The following is a 21,155-nucleotide window of genomic DNA, read 5'->3' on the forward strand; positions in this document are numbered from 1 at the left end:
GCACCGGAGGCGACCCGTGGAGCTGGACATCACCGACCAGCGGTGGCAGGACGCGCGTGACGCCCTCACCGCCGCCACCGAGCGGTTCACCCGGATGCTCCTGGACTGCCGGACACCGGACCGCCGCACGATCGGTGAGTGGTCGGTGGCCGACACCGCCGCGCACGTCGCGATCGTCGCCCGGCTCGACGCCGGGCTCATCGACGGTGACCCGGCCCCGCTCGACGCGCCGGAGCTGGACCGCGGCTGGCAGGAGGCGAGCCTGGGCGGGTTCGCGCGGCTCAACGCGCTGACCCTGGAGCACTTCCCCGAACGCGCGCTGGACGTCGTGTCGAACACCCTGCTCGACGAGGTCGACCTGTTGCTGACCAGGGCGAAGGACGTCGACCCGCGCGAGCTCCGGCCGTGGCTCGGCGGCGCGCAGCTGCCCGCGGCCTCGCACGTGGCCCACCAGCTCAACGAGACCCTGATCCACGGCCTGGACATCGCGCGGGCGCTGGACGTGCCGTGGGACATCTCCGCGCACGAGGCCGCCCTGACGTTCGACCTGTTCCTCATGCCCATGCTCGGCGGGCGGTCCGGCCGGCTGCTGGCGGGCGGCGGCAACCCGGGCCGCCTGACCCTCGAGTTCCGCTCCAAGCACACCACGCCGGTCGTCCTGACCAGTGACAACGGCCGACTGCACGTCGCACCGGCGGACGGCCGGAAGACCGACGCGCGGGTCAGGTTCGACCCGGCCACGATGATGCTCACGATCTTCCGCCGCACCCGCCTCGCCCGCGCCGTGGCGACCGGGACGGTCTTCGCCTTCGGCCGCCGTCCCTGGGCGGCCGTCTCCTACCTGCGGGGTATGCGTTCCCCGTAACCACCTCGGTTCACCGCTCCCCCGGGTCCTCGCCCAGCCAGCCCTCCACGGGAGGTGCTCGAAGAACAGCACGAGGCTGTGCGACGCGGCGGCGAGCGCTTCGAGCCGGGCGCGCACGGCCGGGCTGGCGCCCTGCGCGGCCACGACGGCGTCCACGTCGGCGTGCTCGGCGGCGACGGGCGCACGGCCGGGCAGCACCCGCCAGTGGTGCAGCAGCGGGAACGCCGCCGTCTCGCCCGCCAGCACCGCCTCGGTGACGATCTCGTTCGCGGCCAACTCGCGCCACGCGCCGAACGACGGACCGGCGATGCCGTACTGGCAGAACAGCGGCAGGTCGAACAGGTTCGCCGTGTCGTGCGGCCGGGCGTGCTCCCGGTCGCTCAACGGGATCCCCTTCACGAACACCGGCGTGCCCTCGACGTCGACCACCGCCGAACCGCCGCCCACGCCCACCTCCGCCCGCGTGCCCGCGAACCAGCACCTGGCCGATCCGCAGTGCGATTTCCAACGCGCGACCTCCTGTCGAGTGGGGCTTCACCCGGTGGACGACGCACCGCACCGCGATGTGACAGCCGCCCGGCGGCGACTTGATCGGTCCCCCTTCGCGGGTACCGGAAATCGCGGTGGACCGGAACCGCTCAGTGGCTACTGTGCACGTGACGTTGGGGGGCGACACGTGGGTGCATCCGTCATGGCACGCCGCTCCGCCCGCTCGTGGCGGGGGTAGGCGTGGGGCAGCCGATGGTGGTGCCGGCCGGGTGGCCGCGGGACGCGGTGGTGCGGACGGCGCGGTTGCGGTTGGAGCCCGTGCGGGTCGGGCACGCCGAGGAGATGGCGGTGGTGCTCGGCGATCCCGCGCTCTACGCGATCACCGGCGGTGCGCCGCCCACGGCCGACCAGCTCACGGCACGGTACGAGCGGTGGGAGCGGCCGTCGTCGGACGACGGGCGCGAGGGCTGGCTGAACTGGGTCGTGCTGAGGGACGCGGACGACACCGCCGTGGGCACCGTTCAGGCGACGACCGCGGCCGGCGCGCACGGGCTGGTCGCCGAGGTGGCGTGGGTGATCGGGGTGCCGTTCCAGGGGCACGGTTACGCCACCGAGGCCGCCGAGGCGGTGGTGGGCTGGCTGGTCGCGCGCGGCGCGCGGGACGTGCACGCCCACATCGCCCCCGAGCACCTGTCCAGTGAGGCGGTGGCCCGGAGGATCGGCATGCGCGCCACCGGCGAGTTCCGCGACGACGGCGAACAGCGGTGGCGGGTGCGGCCGGTGCACCGGAAGCCGCCCGGGAATCCGGGATAGCGGTCGGTCTCGATCCGCCGCACGACGGCGGTGTCGAGTTGACCTCGCCGGCCGGACGGGTTATCCACGGTTGTGAGCGATGACCAGACAGGGCCGGTGCCGTACGACGATCGCGTGTCCGCGCCACCGCCGCCGGGCGTTCTGCCCACCCGGGAACGACGGGCGGGGCTGGCGCTGGTGGTCGTGTTCCTGGCCGGGCAGCTCACCATGCTGGCCGTGTCGGTGCTCGTGCTGCTGTCCTACGGCTCGGGTGACGCGGCACTGCTGGAGGACGGTCGGCTGCTGGCGTTGCTGGTCCTGCCGACGTCGTTGGGCGCGGTCGTGGCGGCGGTCGCGACCGGCCGGTTGGGCGGCGGTCCGAAGGTCGGGCGGATGTGGCGTGAGCTCGCGGTCCGCTGGAACCTCAAGGACATCGCCATCGGGTTGGCGCTGGGGCTGGGAGGGTTGGCGCTGACGCTGCCCGCGGCGGCGGCGTGGACCGCCTGGGTGGGCGAGGACCAGGCGTCCTCGGCGGTCGGTGACGCGTTCGCCGGCCGGGAGATGGCGCCCGCGGCGGCCGTGATCGCGTTCCTGGCGGTGTGGCTGGTCGCGCCGGCGGCCGAGGAAGTGCTGTTCCGGGGCGTGCTGTGGCGCGCGTTGGAACACCTGGGCTGGAACCGGTGGGTCGTGTTCGTGTCGACCAGCCTGGTGTTCTCGTTCGCGCACCTGGAACTGCTGCGCACACCGCTGCTGCTGGTGCTGTCGATCCCGATCGGCCTGGCCCGGTTGCTCACCGGCAACCTGCTCGCGAGCGTGGTCGCCCACCAGGTCAACAACTTCCTGCCCGCCCTAGCCCTGCTCCTGGCCACCACCGGCAACCTGCCGTGACCGTTCCTGCGATCAGGGGACACGCGGACACGACCGCCTGCGCGGGCGGCGCGCTGCCGGCGGGCGGTTCCGGCGCCGGCGGCGGCCCATCCGGCCGAGGTCGGCGCGGAGGGCGCGCACCACGCTCTCGTCGGCACGGGTGCAGCTGACGAAGATGGTCATGGTCACGCCCTCCGGTCCGGGCACGTCGCTGTTAGCTGTTCGGGCGCGCGCGAGCCCCCGTTCGTTGCGCCCGGACGCCAGGGCGATCACATACCGGCTCGCTGCAACGACTTCTCCCGGCGGCGGGCCACGCTCGACCCGGACTCGCGACGGGCCATCCGGCGCAGCACGATCGGCGCCAGGACCAGGCCGAGGACCGCCCACGCGGTGAGCACGCCGACCGTCTCCAGGTGCCGCCACGACTCCCCGATCTCGACGGCCGCGGCGGCGTCGGGCAGCAGCGCCGAACGCATGCCGAGGCCGAGCCAGTAGACCGGGAAGACCTGGGCCACCCACTGCACCCAGCCGGGTAGCGCCGTGACCGGGTAGAAGATGCCGGAGATGGCGATCATGCCCAGGATCGGCAGCATGAGCAGGCCCTGGGCGCGTGCGCTGGAGAACACCGAGCCGAGCACCGCGCCGACGGGCAGGGCGGCGACCATGCCCAGCGCCAGCACCCAGGCCAGCGTCAGCCACGCGTCCGGGCTGCCGGTCACCAGGCCCGGTACCAGGAACAGGCCGGGGACCAGGAAGATCGCCAGGTCCACGACGAGGCCGCCGGACACGTGCACGATCTTGCCGACGAGGTAGCCCAGCATCCCGTTCGGCGTGGCCTTGGCGCGCAGGAGCGTGCCGTCCTCGCGGTCGGCGGTCAGCAACTGGCTCATGGTGACCATCGCCATCGCGGCGTTCATGCCGAGGATGCCGGGCAGCGCCAGCGCACCGACCGTGAACCCGGTCCGCCCGAACGACACGTCACGCAGGAAGTACGTGACCACGAGCATCAGCACCGGCCAGAACGCGTGGTTCCACAGGTCCGCGCCGTTGGTCAACGACTGCCGCAGCTCGATCACGCCGCGCCGCACGCCCGCGCGCAACGCCGTCGCGGTCGGGTTCACCTGGCCGCTCCTTCCGCCTCCACCCGGCGCACCAGCGACAGGTAGGTGTCCTCCAGCGAGGCCCGGCGGACCTCCAGGTCGGTGATCGCGTCGCCGTGTCGGCGGAACAGGTCGTGCACGAACCGCGTGGACTCCCGGACGTGCCGCACGTGCGACCGCCCGGCGTGGGTCCACCGGACCTCGTCCTCACCCGCGATGCGCTGCGCCAGCTCCTCGGCCGTGCCGTCCGCGACGATCCGGCCGCCGTCGAGGACGATGATGCGGTCCGCGAGCTTCTCGGCTTCGTCCAGGTCGTGGGTGGTGAGCAGGATCGTGGTCGAGTCCCGGGCCGCGAGCCGGTGCACCAGCTCGTGGAACTCGCGCCGGGCGACGGGGTCGAAGCCGGTGGTCGGCTCGTCCAGGAACAGCAGCTCGGGACGTCCGACGATGCCCACGGCGACGTCGAGCCTGCGCCGCTGACCACCGGAGAGCGTCCGCACCTTCTGGTCCGCCTGCACGGTCAGGCCGACCGCCGCCACCAGGTCGTCCGGGTCCCACGGTCGTGCGACCTCGTCGGTGGCGTAGCACGAGTAGTAGGTGCCGAGGTGGTGCAACAGCTCGCGGACGCGCCACTTGCCGTGGTCGCGCCAGGACTGCAGGACGACGCCGACGCGGGCACGCCACCGTTCGTCGGCGTGGGCCGGGTCGACGCCGAGCACCGACACCCGGCCCGCCGACCGCAGCCGGAAGCCCTCCAGGATCTCGATGGTGGTGGTCTTGCCCGCGCCGTTCGGGCCGAGCAGGGCCAGCACCTCGCCGTGGCGGGCGTGGAACGTGACGTCGTGCAGGACGTCGGTCGTGCCGTACCGCATGCGCAGGCCTTCGACGTCGAGCGCGACTCGCTCGCTCGTCATTCCTCCCCCTCTCGCTTGGCCGATCTTCATGGGAGGCGAAAGCTACGTTGCGTTTAATCGACCAGCAACGAGCATGAACCAGCACAACGCGGTTCTAGCTGGTAGATGTGATCCCATCATTGCAATAGCCCTGTCGATGAACGCAATGATTCAGCCGACGTCGTTGCAATGTCCTGCCCGTGAACGCACACTGGACCGCGACCGGCGAAAGGGGTGGACACATGCCGGGCGGCAGGCTGACCGACGAAGACCGCCGTGACATCGCCTCGGGCCTGACCCACGGCTTGGGGTACGCCGAGATCGCGCGCCGGCTGGGCAGGCCGACGTCCACCATCACCCGCGAGGTCAGCCGCAACGGCGGCGCCCGCGACTACCGGGCCGACCGCGCCCACCTGGCCACGCGCCGACGTGCCCGCCGGCGCAAGACCGCCACGCCCGGGCCGCCCCCGGACGTCGTCGGCGCGGAGGGCCGCGACCCGGCGGCGGTGCTGGCCTTCGCCGAGGAGTTCGCCGAGCTGATGGTGCGGATGGGTCTACCGCGCATGGCCGCCCGCGTGCTGGCGAGCCTGGTCACGACCGATGCCGGCGCGCTGACGACGGCGGAACTGGTCGGCAGGCTGCGGGTGAGCCCCGCGTCGGTCTCCAAAGCCGTCGGCTACCTCGAAGGGCTGGACCTGCTGCGCCGCGAACGCGACGCCCGACGCCGCGAGAGGTACTTCATCGACGACGACGTGTGGCTGCGGACGTGGCTGACGAGCGCGCAGACCAACGCGGTGCTCGCCGACACGGTCCGGCGCGGCGTCGACGTCTTCGACCCCGCCACCCCCGCCGGCGCCCGGCTGGACCGCATGCGCCGGTTCTTCGGCCAACTCAGCGACGACATGTCCGGCGGGCCGGGCATGGTCGACGGTGACCTGGTGACCGTGCTGGCCGCGCTCGTCCGCGCCGTCACCCCGGAAGCCGCGGACCGGCTGGCGGCCGACCTCGGCTGGTCGCCGGACCGCGTCGCCGAGGCGTTGCGCGACGCCGGGACGCTGTGCGACGCCGTGCCGGTGATCCGCGCTACCGACTCGGGCGGCCGGGTCGATCACGCGGCTACCATGCCCGCATGGCCTTGATCCACCGCGCCACGCTGCGACCGACGAAGCTCGAACTGCTGGCCGACTGGCTGCCCGACCGCGACTGGTACACCGGGCCGACCGGCGAGGTGCTGAGGGTGGCGGGCTACCGGTTCGACGACCCGGCCGGCGCGGTCGGGATCGAGACGCTGCTCGTGCGGGTCGGCGACGGACCGGTGCACCAGGTGCCCCTCACCTACCGCGACGCGCCGCTGGACGGTGCCGACGACCGGCTGCTGGGCACCACCGAGCACTCGGTGCTGGGCAGGCGCTGGGTCTACGACGCGTCCGGCGACCCGGTGTACGCCGCGGCGCTCGCCACCGCGATCCTCGCGAACACCGGCCAGGCCGAGGAGTTCGTGCAGCTCGACGACGGGCTCGAACGTCGCGAGCCCAGCATGGACGTCGCCGCGACCGGCGGCGCGGAGGTGCCCGTCGTGGGCACGATCGGGCGCGTGGTCGACGGCGACCCGACGTCGATCGTGACGGACACCGTCGAACTGGCCGTCCGCCGCCGCCTCGACACCGCGGGCGGGCTCACCGGCGCCCTCCTGACCGGGACGTGGCCCGGACAGGGGACACCGGTGCCGCTGGCCTCCGCGACGCTCCGCTGACGCCGGTCAGTCCTTCCAGGGCATCTCGTCGCGCAGTCCCTCGTGGATCGCGTAGGCGTTCTTCACCGCCGCTTTGAGCGCGCCTTCGACCCACCGCCGGTGCCGCCGGTCGCACGCGTCGTTGGCGAACCACACCCGGTTCACCGGCCGGATCACGTCCTCGTAGAACGTCTCGCTCATCTCGAACGCCCGGAACAGCGGCCCGATGCCGCACGCGAACCAGTCCAGCGCCCAATCCTTGTAGACGCCGAACTCGAAGGTGTCCCGCGCCTCCGGGTGGATCTTGACCAGGTCTTCGAGCGCCTGCATCACGCTCTCCTCGCCGGCCAGCGGCGTGTACGGCATGGAGTCCTGCTCCCAGCAGTACGACGCGATCATCACGCCCTTGCGGAACCGGGTGTCCTGGCCCGCCGGCGGGTAGACGATGTTGCGGATCGCCAGGTCGGTCACGGTGAGGCCGTGCGTGATGCCGTACGCGCTCTCCCACCACCGCTCGCTGAACTGCATGAACAGCTTGTGGGCCCGGCCGTAGTAAGTGTTGCGGATGGCGTACCACTTGTCCGGGTCGAGCCCTTGGATCTCCATGTGCCGCAGGCTGGCGAACGGCACCGTGACGATGCACTCGTCCGCCGTGATCGTCTGGGTGCGACGCCCGGCGCGGTAGTGCACGCGCACCTCGCTGTCGGTCTGGTCGACACCGTGCACCAGGGCGCCGAGCCGGATGTCGTCCATCAGCATCGGCTCGAACGCGCGCGGCAGCGTGTCCGCACCGTCCACGATGTACACGAGGTGGCCGAACACGTCCTCGTAGAAGTGCGAGAACCACTCGACCAACGAGAAGTGGTAACGGCCCTCCAGGTTGAACAACGGCCCGAGCATGGCCAGCGCGCCGTCGCTGAGGCCGCGTTCCTTGAGGTAGCCGAGCAGCGTGTACCGGTCGTAGTCGGTCAGCAGCCGGTGCCAGGCCTTCGCCTCGTCCTCCTGCTCCATGATGTCGATCAACGGCTGCACGGTGTGCCGCAGCAGCTCGTGCGGCGCCTTGTCCGCCTCACCGGGCCGCAGGTCGAATGAGAACTGGTCGGCGCTGAAGTCGCGGCGCCGCACGCCCTTTCCCTGCAGGTACACGAACGTGTCCTCGTCGTACATGGGGAACGGCCTGGTGGCGAGCTTGAACTTCTCCTCGATCAACCAGGAGACCAGCGGGTGCTGTTGCGGGAATCGCATCGCGCCGAACTCGCCGTACATGTCGCCCGCGAAACCGCGGTGGGTGAGGATGCGCCCACCCAACCGGTTCTGGCCTTCGAGGATGGTCACCTCGTGGCCCGCGTCCTTGAGCAGCATGGCCGCGGTGAGCCCCGCCATCCCGGCGCCGACGACCACGATCCGGCGCCGTGGCGCGGAACTGTCCGGCAAACCGTCCCTGAGCAGGTCCAGAACGTCCAAAGTCATCAGTGCCCACCTCACACCCGATCGAAACCCGCGGTCCGTGCCGCGGACTGTGCCGACAGCGGAGGTGGCCACCCTCGAAGTTCGACCGTACTCGGCCGCAAACCGGTGGCCAACGCCCTGATGGGGTGAGGCGAATTGTCGCCGAATGCACTGGGCCAGGCCGGGAAAACGCAGAAGTGCGGATCCACCGGACGCCGGCAGGCGGCCGAACGGGGCGGTCCGTCCACCTCTCGGGTGGCTATTCCGACGAAGTGCGGACCCGCTGGGCCAACACCTGCCCCGGCCACTCCCCCACCGTGAACGGCTCGGTCGGCTCGAACCCGTTGCGGCGGTAGTAGTCGACCAGCCTGCCCTCGGAACCGGCGTAGCAGTCGACCCGCAGCAGCCCCACTCCGGCGCGGCGCGTTTCCTCGCGGGCGTGTGCCAGGAGCGCGCTGCCGACGCCCAACCCGGCGTATGACCGCGACGTCACCAGCAGGGTCACGTACCGCTCCGGCTCGGCGGCCGGCTGGACGTAGTGGGGCGGAGCGGGCGCGAGCGTCATCGCACCCGCGGGCGTGCCGTCGACCTCGGCGATCCAGGCCGTGCCCTCGCGGATCTTCTCGGCGATGCCCTCGACCCGACCGGGCTGGTCGGAGAACGGCTCGCTGCCCCACTGGCCCGTGCGACCGGAGGCGTCCAGCCAGGCCACCGCGCCGTCCAGCATCGCCATGATCGCGGGCAGGTCGTCCAGGTCCCCTTCTCTGATCCGCACCCGTGCACGGTAGCCCGGACCGGTCAGCCTCGACCCGGGTGGCACGAGGTCGTCGAGCGGATGCGGCCGACGTGACCGCGGGGCAGGTCGCTCAGGGGCGCAGCAGGTAGCGGAGGAGTGCGCGGCGCTCGGCGGCGTTGGCGGGCCTCGGGTCGAAGACCGCGTCGAGCAGCGGCAGCACCCGGTCGCGGGCTTCGCGGGTGCGCATGATCCGCTTCCACAGCAGCAGGTTGACGTGGTAGCGCCACCTCGGGGTGTCCGCCAGCCGCAGGACGTTGACGACGTTGCCGCGGGCCCTCGCCGGCAGGGCGTGGACGTCCTCGGGCGTGACGAGCAACGACTCGGGCAGCACGTCGAGGCCGTGGGCGGTCATGGAGGCGAAGTCGGTCCGCCAGGCCGCGGCCCACAGGTAGTCGACCATCCGGCACCAGCCGCGCAGGAAGGTGACCTCCAGGTCGGGCCAGGGTTCGGTGTCGACGTCGGCGAGCGCGTCGACCACCACGTCCAGGCACGTCTTGTGCGCCTTCCACAGCGCGCGGCGCACCAGCTCGGGCTCCGCCGCCTCGCTCCCGCTCACCAGCGTGAAGTAGGCACGCCAGTCGGCCACCGCGCCGACGAGCTCCGCCGGCACGACGCCGCCCGTCACGTACCGGAACCGGGAGGCGGCCGGCGGGTCGGCGACCGGCAGGGGCGGCACCACCCCGACGTCGGCGGCGGCCAGCCACGGGATGGCGCAGAGCGTGTAGTTGCCGTAGCCCCACGGCGCGTCGGGGTCGATCCGCCCGTCGCACCGGGCGTCGGCGCCGAGCCGCCCGGTGCGGAGCTGCCACTGGTGCTGGAACATCAACCCCCACAACGGGTTGTGCCGGTTGTCGGCGCCGAACCGGTCCGCCGGGTTGGTGTTGCCGATCATCAGCCGGTAGGCGGCCATCCGCTGCTCGAAGCGGAACGGGTCGAACGTCCCCGCCGGGTCCGCGGCCGTCGTCCAGACCGGGTAGAGGTCCAGGGCGGCCAGCTCCTCGGGGTGGGCCATGACCCGGATTCTCCGCAGGGCCTGAGCCGGATGTCCACCAAGTGGGCGCCGATTCGCCGCACTGTCACTCCTCCGGGGTTGGGTTCTCTCATTCGGGTTCCGCTTTCGGCGGTTCAACCACAGCGAGTAGGTGCCCAGCACGGCTCATCACCGGATCGTGTCCTGGCGCGCCGGGTGCACGAGGAGTGAGGTGGTGGTCACCCGCCGAGAGTGGAAGGGGGTGGTCCCGGTGATCGACAAAGCCGCTTTCGAGGCCCTGAAGTTCGAGGGCGACCCGCTCGCCGACGCCGTGATCGCCGATCTGGTCGCCACGGGACGGGTCGGCCTGGTCAACGAGGTGCTGGAGCACTTCCGCGCCAACGACCAGCCCATCCCCGAACAGCTGCCGGAGTCGGTGCGCGAGTTCCTGGTCGCCACCGACAACCCGCCGGCGTGGGTGGATCCCGACCGGGTGGCGCGGGCGTACGAGTTCTTCGTCGACGACGGCGTGCACGTCGCCTCGGTGCTCACCTTCGGCTCGATGGTGAACTGCTACGCCCAGCCCCGCGCGTCCCGGGTGCTCACCCTGACCCACGGCCTGAACCAACCGCACCGGCGGCTGTCGGAGACGTCGCAGTTCGTGGTGGACATGATGGGCCGCGACGCGTTCGGCTCGGGCGGGAGGTTCGTGCCGACGATCCAGAAGACGCGCCTCATCCACGCCGCCGTGCGCCACTTCCTCACCGCGTCGGGTCGCTGGGACGTCGCCGCCGACGGCGTGCCGGTGTGCCGGCAGGACATGGCCGGCACCCTGCTCATCTTCTCCATCCAGGTGATCGAGGGCATGCGCCGCATCGGCATCTCCGTCACCGAACAGGAGGCGGAGGACTACTACTACGTCTGGCGGGCCACGGGTGACATGCTCGGCATCCCCGTCGACGCCATGCCGGAGTCCCTCCACGACGCGCGCGAGCTGAGCGCCACGGTGGTCCAGGCCGCCTACGGCCCGTCCCCGGACGGGGTGGTGCTCACCCGGCACCTGCTCGACCTGTACGAGAAGCTGTTCCCCGGCAAGGTCTTCGACGGCATCGTCGCCGCCATGGTCCGCCAGGTGGTCGACCCGGAGGTCGCCGACTGGATGCAGGTCCCGAACTCGCACGCCTGGAACCGCGTGGTCGACGCCGGCACCCGCCTGGTGCGGGCGCTCGAACGTTCCGAGGACAACAGCGCCCTGGCCACCACCATCCTCGACCGCGCCGGCGCACTGCTGTTCGGCGGCAGCGTCCGCACCCTGACCAACGGCCAGTCGACCACCCTGGAGATCCCCGCCGACCTGCGTGAACGCTGGGAAGCCACCGGTCGGTCGCCCCTGCCCACCGAGGGGAAGCCGCCGGCTGAAGCGCGGTGAGCGATCACGCGGCCCGCCAATCCGCCGAAATCGGGGGTGAGCAATGCTCAAGACAATTTGCCAACGTGAATTTCAGCAGATCTTGTAACTCACCGAAAGCGTCGCGCGAACAAACCGTCGAACAGGGTGCGCAACCAGCGGCGAGAGCCGCACAAATGCGGTCCACCAGGGGCGGGAAGCGAGCAGCGGCGAATGCGGAACGGGCTCATCAGGGTTTACGGCACCGAAGGTGACCGCACCTTCCAGGTGGAGTTCGCCCTCCAGGAGGGCGCCGAGTGGCGTACCTTGGCGTTGGAGTCCAGTACCCTTCCGTCCGATCTCGACGACTACCCCGACCTCGGCGATCCAGGCGGCGACAGCGCGGTGGACATGATTTTTGCTCATGTTGACGGCAAGGCGGAATCGGCCGGATTCGGCGCGGTCGGGCGTTTCCTGCACGACCTCGTCTTCAAGGAGAAAATCAGCAGGCAGTGGCTGGACGTGATCGCCACCGAAGGCGGTTTGCGCACCTATCTGCTGATCGAGCAGCCGGAATTGCGGTCGTTGCCGTGGGAACTGATGTGCGACGGCGATGACATCCACCTGGCACGGGTCGAGAGGGCGCCGATCCTGCGGGTCGACCGATTACCGGACGGCGACTGGACCGAGGTCGAGGACCTGCCGCTGCCCCTCCGCGTCCTGGTCGTGGTCGGCCAGGAGGACGACGACGAGCGGATCGGCGCCGTCACCGAGGTCCGGGCGATCAAGGAAGGTCTGGCCAAGGCGCGCGGCCGGTTGGAGGCGCAGTTCCTCATCGCGCCGCGGTGGCAGGACGTGAAGCTGGCGTACCAGCGGTTGCGCCCCGACGTGCTGCACTTCATCGGCCACGCCACCACGCACGACGGCGAGCCGGAACTGCTGCTGCACCCGGCGGGCTCCGACACCAAGGACGACGGCATCACGGCTCGCGACATCCGGGAACTGCGCCCCGCACCGCGGCTCGCGATCCTCAACGCCTGCCGACCCGCCTCGTCCCGGGAACACCGGTCGCTGGCCGGGGCGTTCCTCGAATCGAACCTGCGCGGTCCGGGAGCGCTCGCCGTCATCGGGATGCAGGGCGACATCAGGGGCAAGGCCGCCGCCCTGTTCGCCCGCTCGCTCTACCGCGACCTGGCCCGACACGTCCCGCTCGACGTCGCGGTCACCAGGGCACGCGACGAGGTGTACACGCACGCGGACGGGCGAAGTGGCCGCCGCGACTGGTTCCTGCCCGAGCTGACCGTGCGCAGGGCCGTCGAACGGGTCCTGAGCGCACCGCTACCCGTGCCGAAGCACGAGGTCACCGAACTGGAGGGCCGGCTCCACTCGAACATCGCGCAGTTCGTGGACCGGGAGGAAGAACGGCTCCAGGTGACCGACCGGATCGTCGGGTTCATGACCGACGAACCGACGAAAGTCCTGCTGATCCAAGGCGAGTCACGCGTGGGCAAGAGCCTGCTCGTGGACTGGACCCGCCGGTGGTGCGCCTTGCGCGGCCGCCGGGTCAAGTACGTCGACCTGAAGGGCAGGCGCACGCTGGGCCTGGTCGACACGCTCGACGCCATCGCCGGGAAGAGCGACGACATCGAGTCGATCGCACCGGGCGCCGACGCCGGGCTGGCCCGGTTCACCGACCGGTTGTCCCGCTTCGACGAGTCGTCGCAGGGCAGGCACCCGGGTTCCCCGGAGACGCTGCGCGGGCTGTTCGACGCGCTGATCGACGCCATGCGCCAATCCGCCGAGGACGCGCCGCTCGTGCTGATCCTCGACCACGTGGAGAACGTGGTGGGCGGGGTGCTCCACGGGATCCTGCGCCCGATGCTGATCGATCGGGCTCTCGACGGCGCGCTGCCCGACGTCCGGCTGGTGCTCGTCACGGACACGGGGCACGCCGGGTACGCGCAGCTGAGGCGAGGTGTCGACCGGGCGGATTCCGTCGACGTCCGGCGCTTCGCCGCCGCAGATTTCGTCTCCCTGGTCGAAGACGCCGTGCACAAGCTCGAACTGCGGTTCGCCCCGCACGTGGAGCGGATCGCGGCAGGCTGGATCGACGGGCTCGGCCGTGTTCCGTGGCTGCCCGAGCAGCTGATCCACACCACGGACGCCCTGCGGTTGATCGACGCCGGGAGGACCTCGTGACCGTCGACCCGAGCCACGCGGACAGCTTCGACGACATCATCTCGCGCCTGGTGGCCGGTGAGTCGCCGCACCGGTTGGTCATCGCGCTCCGCCCGCCGCGTGACGTGGAGAGCTTGAAGAGGTGTGCCGTGGTCGACACGTTCGACCGCGAGGCCTACGAGGACGTCCTGGCGTTCGGGCAGGCGGGCGTCCTGCCCTTCGACGACCTCGTGGAGCTGCCTGAGGTCGAACGCGTGCCGAGGACGATCGGCCGCTACCGGCTCAGCGCCGAGGCGCGGACGACCTACTGGCAGGCCTGGTGGTTCGACCAGCCCGAAGGCCAGGACCTCGTGCTGCCGCCGGTGCTGGCGGAGCTGGTGTGGCGGCTGACCGCGTTCTACCGGGAGAAGAAGGAACCGGTCGACGAACTGGCCCAACTGGTGCTGGTCGACGCCGACGCCGCCCGGCGGCTGTTCGAGGCGTGGTTCGCCGAAGCAGACGGCCGATCCGACCTGCCGCTGTGCCAGGACCTGCTCAACGCGCTCAACGACCCCGACCGCGCCGAGCTGATCGACCCGGCACTGCTCGAACTGCACGACGAGCGCGCCGCCTACCTCCAGGCACGCAGCCACTTCCTGCTGGACTTCCTCCGGGCGGGCACGTTCTACGAGCCCGAAGGCACCCTCGACACCTATCACCGGCTGCTGTTCGGCGACGGTGAACGCGTCCTGCAACTGCACGCGCCCGGCGGCAGCGGCAAGACGATGGAGCTGCGCTGGCTGCTGTCCAGGGTCCTGATCCCCCAGCACACCCCGCTGGGACGGGGCCGGATCCCGGGCACGCTGGTCGACTTCGACTTCCTCGAACCGGTCAACGTGACGCGCACCCCGTGGCTGGTGCTGCTGGAGGTGGCGACCCAGCTCAACCACCAGCTGCCCGGGTACCCGTTCAAGGAGTTCCTGGAGGCCTACGGGTGGGCGGCACCGCTGCTGCTCCGCGAGGTCACCAACCCCACCCGCGTGGTCGCCGCCAGCCGACGACTCCGCAACCAGCGGTCCCGCCTGGCGCGCAGCGTGCGCAACCGGTTCCTCGCCACGCTCAACAGCGTCATCGACGACGGCACGCCGGTGGTCATGGCGTTCGACACGCTCGAAGAGGTGCACCTGCGGCCGGACGGCGACCTCGACGGGTTGCTGCGACTGCTCCGCGAAGTGCACGACGGCGCACCCGGCGTCCGGCTGGTGCTGGCCGGGCGCTACCCCGTCAGCGAACGCGCGGTGGAGATCGGGCTCCCGCCGTTCGTGTCCCGCGAGCTGCCCGAGTTCACCTCCGCCGACGCCGACCGGTACCTCACCCGGCGCGGGGTCGCCGATCCGGCGCTGCGCGACGCGATCGTCACGAAGGCGGACGGCGGCCGCCCGTTCCGGCTCTCCCTGCTGGCCGACCTGGTGCAGCAGCAACCGTCGCTCACCCCGGAGCAGGTCGCCCGGTACGAGGACGACATGATCTACCTGGTGCTGCGGGTGATCAACCGGGTCTCCAACCCCGACGTCCGCTGGCTGCTCCGCTACGGCGTGGTGCCCCGCACCCTGGACCTCGAGTTCGTCCGCGTGATGGAACCGCACCTGCGCAGCGGGATGTCCGGCGACACCGGGCTCGACGACCCCTCCCGGGACGTGCTCCCGAACGACCTGCGCGGCGACGGCTTCGCGTTCCCGACGAGCGTGCGACGTGATCCGGCGCAACCGCTGGATGTGGAGCGCATCTGGGGGGAGTTGCAGGCGTACGCGGGCACGAGCTCGTGGGTGAACACGGCACCGGACAACCCGAACGCCCTGCGCATCCACCCGGACGTGGTCACGCCGATGCGCAAGCTGATCCGACCCCACCCGGTGCACGCCGTGCTGCAGCGGGAGGCGGCGGAGTACTACGAGCGGCAGGCGGCGGTGAACCCGCAGCGCCGGGAGGTGTGGCTCCGGGAGGCGATCTACCACCGCTTCCAGTCGGAGGGCCACGCCGCCGGCGCCTACTGGCGACGCCTCCTCGACGACGTCGGCCTCGACGAGCCGGAGGTGCGGGAAGCACTCGCCGCGGAGGTGCTCGGCCCGGACTACGTCGACGAGGTCGGACGGCCGAGGCTGTGGCACGACGACGTGCCGATGATCACCGAGGAGACGGTGGCCGAAGCGATGTCGGTGCGCGCCAACGCGTTGGCGCAGATCGTGCGGCTCGACGGCATGGGTCCGGAGGACCGGCGCTGGAACAAGGTCGACCAGATCGTCGCGGGCGTCGAACGGCTGCGGCAGGTGCGCGGCCCGGACGGGCCGGACTTCGTGCCGCACCGGCGGCTCGCCTACGCCCAAGCCGCCCTGGCGCTCAAGTCGAACCGGTTGGACGTCGCCGAGCAGGTGCTGATCGAGGCGTTGGAGCACCCGCGGACGCTGGACCGACCACTGGACACCGAGGAGGCGTACGACAAGGTCCGGTTGCCCGTCCTGCTCGGCGACGTCCAGCTGGCGATGCGGAAACCGGCGGCGTTCGACTCGTACCGGGCCGCGTTGGCGGAGCTGCCGTCCCTGGTGCGGGGTCGACGACGACTGGAGCCGATCATCCGGACCAGGCTGGTCCACGCGCACCAGGTGGCCAACCGGTACGACGAGGCCGAAGCGCAGGTGAGCGCGGCCCGGGAGCCCGCGGACCTGGACCACGACCACGCCACCGCGTTGCGCCTGCTGGCGATCCGGAACGACCGGTCGACCGGTCGGCTGGAGCGCGCGAAGGCGCAGGTCGAGGCCCTCGGCGCCGAGGTGGCGGCGAAGGACCGCGTGCGGGAGGCCGTGCTCGTCGCGTTGGCGCAGCACGACCCGGAAGGAGCACGGCGCCTGTTGCACCCGCCGGGTCCGCGGCGGATCGACCCGCTGAGGCCGGTCACGCGCGAGGCCTGGGAGCACGAGCTGACCGGCTTGACGTCGGCGTCTTTGGCCGACTACGGCGCCTCGATGACCGCGTTCGAGGCCGCGCGCGCCTTGTGGCACGACGAAGGCGACCTCGAAGGCGAGGTGCGCTGCCACACGCACGCCGCGCTCCTGCAGATCCGTGACGTCGGCAACCTCTCCCTCGCCGAACAGCACCTCGCGGAGGCTGCGGACCTGCACCCCGGCACGGGACGACGGGAGTGGTTGCGGCTGGTCCTGGCGCGGGTGGAACTGCTCGTGCGCCAGGAACGCGCCGCGGACGGCGCGAACGCCGTGCGGTTGGCCATCGACGTGCTGAAGCAGCACCACGCGAGCCCGACGGCCCTGGTGCGGGCGGCGGTCGAGGGCCTCGCGACCGGGGACCCGCAACACGTCACCGAACTGCTCGACGTCCTGGAGTCCAACCTGGCGCTCATCACCCCCGCCTCGGCCCGGATCACGGCGTTGAGGTACCTGGAGCGCGTGCCGACGAGCCAGGGCGTCGCCGCGCACCAAGCGTTCCAGCGGGTGCACGACCTGCTGGACCTCGACCGCGACCGGTTCACCGCGGCCGACCTCGCCCTGCTGGAGCTGACCCTGGCCGAGGTCCACCGCCTGCGGGGACACCCGGAGGACGCCGGCGAGGTGCTCGCCTCGGCCGCGCGCCACGGCGAGCACCTCGCTTCACCGCACTTCGTGCGCCGATGGGCGCGGGCCCTGGACCGCATCGGCCGACCTGTCACCGAAGAGTCACCCGGCGTGCCGCGCTACCTCGACGCGTGTGCCGAGCTCCCGCCGTTGCGCGGCGCGTTCGCGGTGGAACGCGCGGAGGCCGCGGTGGAGCTGGAGGACCAGCTGGCCGCCACCCGGTGGATGGACCGGGCAGTGGACGCCTTGGGGCAGGCGGGCGACCAGGAGACCCTCTGGCACATCCGGCTCGAATTCGTGAAGGGCGAAGTGGGCCGCATCAACGAGGCCGCGAACGCGAGGGCGCAGGCACTCGCCATCGTGGGCAGGCTGCACAGCACGATCCACGTGTCGCCCCTGTCGTCGCGCTTCGCCGGCGTGGAGCCGGAAGCACCCGCCATGCACACCGTGCTGGCACGCGCGGTCATCGACGCGTTGCGGCAGCAGGTCCGACCGTGGGGGCCCGACGCGCAGTCCGTCGTGGACATGCTGATCCGCCTCGTGGAGGAGATCCCCACCGGACGTGGTGACCAGGACGCCTCCGAGGAGCTGGCCAACCGGCTCGACCAGAACTGGCGGTTGATCGCGCGGGCGCTCGGCCAGCTCATCCTCCAGGCCCGTCCGGCTTCACTCCCGTACCCGGCGCTCGGGCTCGGGCTCGAGGTCCGGCACCGCAGGTGGAGCATGATGCCGTGGGAGCTGGCCTACCGCCCCGGCACCGACCGGCTGCTGTCGCTGGACTCGGTCGTCGGCCCGCTGTACCGGGCGCTGTCGGCGAAGGCGGTGCGCAGCGGCGAGGTGTCGTTCGTCCAGTTGGCGCTCAACCGGCTCAACTACGCGAAGCTCCTGCTGGACGGCGAGCTCGGGCCGATGACCAGGCGGGCGCTGGCCGCGTACCAGAAGGACCACGGGCTGGAACCGAGCGGGCAGCTCACCATCGGGCTGCGCACCCGGCTCCAGTCCGCCCTGACCACCGAGCACAAACCGCTGGTCGTCCTCGTGCGGCAGAGCCCGGGGCGTCAGCTCATGTCGCACCGGGGCCACGCCAACACCGGTGTCGACCTGTCCCGCCTGTACCGGCGGTACGGCTTCGAGGTCGAGGTGGTCGAGAACCCGACGCTCCAAGGACTGTCGGCGGTGGTGCGGTCGCTGATCTCCGGTGGTCGCGTCCCCTCGCTGCTGCACCTGTCCGGTGGTCTGCGCGAGTCGAACGGCGCGGTGACGTTCTCGTTCCTCTCCGGTTCAGGTGAGGAGGAGTCGTACCGCGGGTACTCCGACGACATCCCGGTCAGCTCCATGGACGGCCTGCTGGCGACGTTCCCGAACGACCAGGTGGCGCCGATCGTCGTGCTCGACGTCGACCGCCCTCGCGGTACCGCCGAGACCGCGCTGCACCTGTTGCAGCGCAACGCCTTCGCCGGTGAGCTGTTCTCGCTCGGCCGCTGCGCCGCGGTCCTGGGCACCGGGCTCGTCGGCCGCGAGGGCACGGAGCTGTACGAGCACCTGGTCGGCTCGCTGGCAGACGGCAGCACGCTGAGCGAGGTGATCACGAACGTCCGCCAGCTCGGCTCCGCACCCGGACCGCGCGAAGACCTCGGCCTGGAGCGGGTGCTGTCATTCGTCGGCATCGCGCTGTTCACCAACCTGCCGTGGTTGCGCCTGCCGCGCCGCCGGGAGCGCGGAGCGTGAGCCGGGTCGACCGCAGGCGCGTCGAGCTGGACGTGAAGCTGGCCGCGATCGAGCACGAGCTCGCGCTGTGGTTCGGCGACACCGGCAGGGGCCTTCCGCTGCGCAAGCACCGGTCACAGCTCGGGCGCGTGGTCGAGACGTTGCGCGGGCTGCTGGGTCGGGTTGCCGAGCAGGTCGAGCTGATCGGACCGGACTCGGTGGACACCGCTTACGAGGCCCAGGAGAACCTGCTGGAGGCGTACCGGGTCTGGGAGTTCTTCCGGTCGAAGTTCGCGTTGCGCTACCAGGACGGGTACCGGCGACCGTTGGCCGTGGCGGACGAGTACGCGTGGGCGTGCTACCGGCCGGTGCTGCGCGCCGCGCGGTCCGCGCGACCGGACCTGGTCGGCAAGGAGCCGCCGCTGGTGCACCTCAGCGGCGCGTTCAGCCCGTACGCGCACCTGCGCGGCGACCGGTTCACCGTCGAGGAGCCCGCCGGCGCGCTCAACAGCGACGCGTTCCAGCGCGTGGTGCTGTCGCTCCCGGTCCCGGTGGTCGGGATGCCCTGGCACCAGGTCCGCCACCTGCCCGACTTCCCGCTGCTGGCGCACGAGGCGGGGCACTGCGTCGACCACGACTTCGAACTGGCCGACGACATCGAGGACCACCTCTACCTCGCCGTGCGGGACCTCCCGGCCGCGCGGCGGGCCGACTGGGACCGCTGGGGCAGCGAGGCGTTCGCGGACTGCTTCGCCACCCTCGCCGCCGGCCCCGCCTACGTCTCGGCGCTGGCGGACTTCCTGTCCGCGCCGGGTCCGCCGGCCGAAGGCCCGTCCGCGCACCCGCCGCCGGACGTCCGGCTGAGCCTGACCCTCGCGGCGCTCGACGTCGCCGGGCTCACCACGCACGCCGACGCGTTGCGCCGCGACCTCGGTCCGTCCTCGGAGGACAGCCCGCACGCGCTCGACGCCCCGTCCGTCGCGGCCGCTCTGCTGGGCGAGCCGCACCCCTGGCTCGGCGGCCGTGCGCTGAAGGAGGTCGTCACGTTCTCCGCACGGCACCAGGACGACGCCGTGGCCGCCATGACGGCGGTGCTCGACCGGCGCCGCCCGCGTCCGTCCGACGTCCGCACGCTCGTCGCCGCGGCACGGCTCGCGTTCGACCACGCGCCGCGGGAGTTCACCGCAGTCCAGGACGTGGTGCTCCAGCGCGCCGTCGACGCCATCGACGACGGCACCCGTGCGGCGACCGACCGCCGTGACGGCGGACCGGGTGACCGCGAGGCGGGCGCCGCGTTGTTCGACCTGATCAATGAAGCACGAGGAGCAGCACGGTGACCGAAGTGATCGACCCGTTCAGAGAGCCCGCCGCCCGGCTCGCCCGCGCCGTGGCCGGCGACGACGACCTCCGCTTCGCGCTGGTGTTCCAGGCCGTGGTGGACCAGGTGGTCGGGTTCGCCGAGGCGGACGACCTGGTGGAGGTGGCGACCGAGGCCTTGAACGGTGACTCGGACACCCGGTCGGCCTCGTCGTCGTCCCCGGTGGATGGCCTGTACGCGGACAGCACGTTCTTGGCCAACGCCCGCGCGATGGCCGAGGACCACCGGCGCGTCGTCGGCGGCGCGCCCACTTCGGACTTCCCCGACTGCGTCGCTGTCGGCAGTGCGGACGGCTGGTGCTGTTCGGGGACGCTCATCGCACCGGACGTCGTCCTCACGGCCGCGCACTGCGTCGACCCCGAGGGCTGCGGGCAGCGGGTCCACATCGGGGACGACGTCCGGTACGCCGACACCGACACGATCGTCAAGGTGCGCAAGGCCGTCATCCACCCCGGGTACCGGGGTCCGGGATCGCCCGACGACCTCGCCGTCCTCCGCCTCGCCCGGTCGGCCGACGTCGCGCCGCGTGCTCTCGCGCCGGCCGACGCGTTGGAGGACCGGACGTTCGTCCGGGTGGTCGGCTTCGGCCGCACCGACTTCGCCGGGCGGGTCGGGTACGGCCGGCGACGCCAGGTGGACGTGCCGCTCGCCGGCCGGGACGTGGACTACGGGGCGGACCTGGACACCGAGTTCGTCGCCGCCACACCCTCCCGCAACCGCGACAGCTGCCGAGGTGACAGCGGTGGCCCCGCCTACGTGCGGATCGGCGACCGGTGGCTGCTGGCCGGGGCCACGTCGCGGGCCACCAAGAGCAGGCGGCGCAAGTGCGGTGACGGCGGCATCTACACCCGCGTCACCTCCCACGAGCGGTGGATCCGGTCGGTCGCGGGTCGTTGACCGGCACGGCACGACGGACCCGGCGGAACCTGTGGTCCCGCCGGGTCCGTCGT

Annotated in this window: 15 protein-coding genes; 10 read left to right on the plus strand and 5 right to left on the minus strand. The window is 71.8% G+C overall.

Features of this window, described 5'->3' with window-relative positions; translation table 11 throughout:
• Window positions 1-16: 16 nt before the first annotated feature.
• From B0I31_RS34450 to B0I31_RS34465, 3 genes are all read left to right on the plus strand, one after another.
• Complete coding sequence (locus B0I31_RS34450; RefSeq protein WP_106619588.1) at window positions 17-865, plus strand: maleylpyruvate isomerase N-terminal domain-containing protein; 849 nt, start codon at window positions 17-19, stop codon at window positions 863-865.
• 729 nt (window positions 866-1,594) lie between these two features.
• Window positions 1,595-2,167, plus strand: a complete 573-nt coding sequence (locus tag B0I31_RS34460; RefSeq protein ID WP_219910944.1) for a GNAT family N-acetyltransferase — start codon at window positions 1,595-1,597, stop codon at window positions 2,165-2,167.
• Window positions 2,168-2,281: 114 nt separating this feature from the next.
• On the plus strand, window positions 2,282-3,034 hold the full coding sequence (locus B0I31_RS34465; RefSeq protein WP_245950643.1) for a CPBP family intramembrane glutamic endopeptidase: 753 nt from the start codon (window positions 2,282-2,284) through the stop codon (window positions 3,032-3,034).
• Window positions 3,035-3,282: 248 nt separating this feature from the next.
• Here B0I31_RS34465 and B0I31_RS34470 read toward each other — a convergent pair whose 3' ends face one another.
• Window positions 3,283-4,134 (minus strand): ABC transporter permease, encoded by an 852-nt coding sequence (locus B0I31_RS34470; RefSeq protein ID WP_106619590.1) that lies wholly within the window; start codon window positions 4,132-4,134, stop codon window positions 3,283-3,285.
• A complete protein-coding gene (locus B0I31_RS34475) occupies window positions 4,131-5,027 on the minus strand; it encodes an ABC transporter ATP-binding protein (protein ID WP_106619591.1) in 897 nt (298 codons plus the stop codon). The genes B0I31_RS34470 and B0I31_RS34475 overlap by 4 nt, the downstream gene beginning before the upstream one ends.
• 179 nt (window positions 5,028-5,206) lie before the next feature.
• Here B0I31_RS34475 and B0I31_RS34480 point away from each other — a divergent pair, with 179 nt between their 5' ends.
• Window positions 5,207-6,145, plus strand: a complete 939-nt coding sequence (locus B0I31_RS34480; protein ID WP_245950644.1) for a GbsR/MarR family transcriptional regulator — start codon at window positions 5,207-5,209, stop codon at window positions 6,143-6,145.
• A complete protein-coding gene (locus tag B0I31_RS34485) occupies window positions 6,136-6,759 on the plus strand; it encodes a CG0192-related protein (RefSeq protein ID WP_106619593.1) in 624 nt (207 codons plus the stop codon). Before B0I31_RS34480 ends, B0I31_RS34485 begins: the two co-directional genes overlap by 10 nt.
• Window positions 6,760-6,765: 6 nt before the next feature.
• Here the strand turns inward: B0I31_RS34485 and B0I31_RS34490 are convergent, their stop codons facing one another.
• The 3 genes from B0I31_RS34490 to B0I31_RS34500 form a co-directional block, all read right to left on the minus strand.
• Entirely contained in the window at window positions 6,766-8,208 is a 1,443-nt protein-coding gene (locus B0I31_RS34490) for a flavin monoamine oxidase family protein (protein WP_106619594.1), read from the minus strand.
• Window positions 8,209-8,446: 238 nt separating this feature from the next.
• Window positions 8,447-8,962: a GNAT family N-acetyltransferase gene (locus B0I31_RS34495; protein ID WP_245950645.1), complete on the minus strand. Its 516-nt coding sequence runs from the start codon at window positions 8,960-8,962 to the stop codon at window positions 8,447-8,449.
• A gap of 91 nt (window positions 8,963-9,053) precedes the next feature.
• Window positions 9,054-9,995: a Leg1-related protein gene (locus tag B0I31_RS34500; protein ID WP_106619595.1), complete on the minus strand. Its 942-nt coding sequence runs from the start codon at window positions 9,993-9,995 to the stop codon at window positions 9,054-9,056.
• Window positions 9,996-10,224: 229 nt separating this feature from the next.
• Here B0I31_RS34500 and B0I31_RS34505 point away from each other — a divergent pair, with 229 nt between their 5' ends.
• From B0I31_RS34505 to B0I31_RS34525, 5 genes are all read left to right on the plus strand, one after another.
• Complete coding sequence (locus B0I31_RS34505) at window positions 10,225-11,382, plus strand: oxygenase MpaB family protein (RefSeq protein ID WP_245950646.1); 1,158 nt, start codon at window positions 10,225-10,227, stop codon at window positions 11,380-11,382.
• A 192-nt stretch (window positions 11,383-11,574) separates the two neighbouring features.
• Window positions 11,575-13,539: a CHAT domain-containing protein gene (locus B0I31_RS34510; RefSeq protein WP_106619596.1), complete on the plus strand. Its 1,965-nt coding sequence runs from the start codon at window positions 11,575-11,577 to the stop codon at window positions 13,537-13,539.
• Window positions 13,536-18,848 carry a peptidoglycan-binding protein gene (locus tag B0I31_RS42800; protein WP_106619597.1) on the plus strand — a complete coding sequence of 1,771 codons (5,313 nt, stop codon included), beginning with the start codon at window positions 13,536-13,538 and terminating at the stop codon, window positions 18,846-18,848. Before B0I31_RS34510 ends, B0I31_RS42800 begins: the two co-directional genes overlap by 4 nt.
• On the plus strand, window positions 18,845-20,164 hold the full coding sequence (locus tag B0I31_RS34520) for a hypothetical protein (RefSeq protein ID WP_106619598.1): 1,320 nt from the start codon (window positions 18,845-18,847) through the stop codon (window positions 20,162-20,164). The genes B0I31_RS42800 and B0I31_RS34520 overlap by 4 nt, the downstream gene beginning before the upstream one ends.
• Window positions 20,161-21,102: a S1 family peptidase gene (locus tag B0I31_RS34525; RefSeq protein WP_106619599.1), complete on the plus strand. Its 942-nt coding sequence runs from the start codon at window positions 20,161-20,163 to the stop codon at window positions 21,100-21,102. Before B0I31_RS34520 ends, B0I31_RS34525 begins: the two co-directional genes overlap by 4 nt.
• Window positions 21,103-21,155: the final 53 nt, after the last annotated feature.

The organism is Saccharothrix carnea (assembly GCF_003014735.1).
Taxonomy (GTDB): Bacteria; Actinomycetota; Actinomycetes; order Mycobacteriales; family Pseudonocardiaceae; genus Actinosynnema; species Actinosynnema carneum.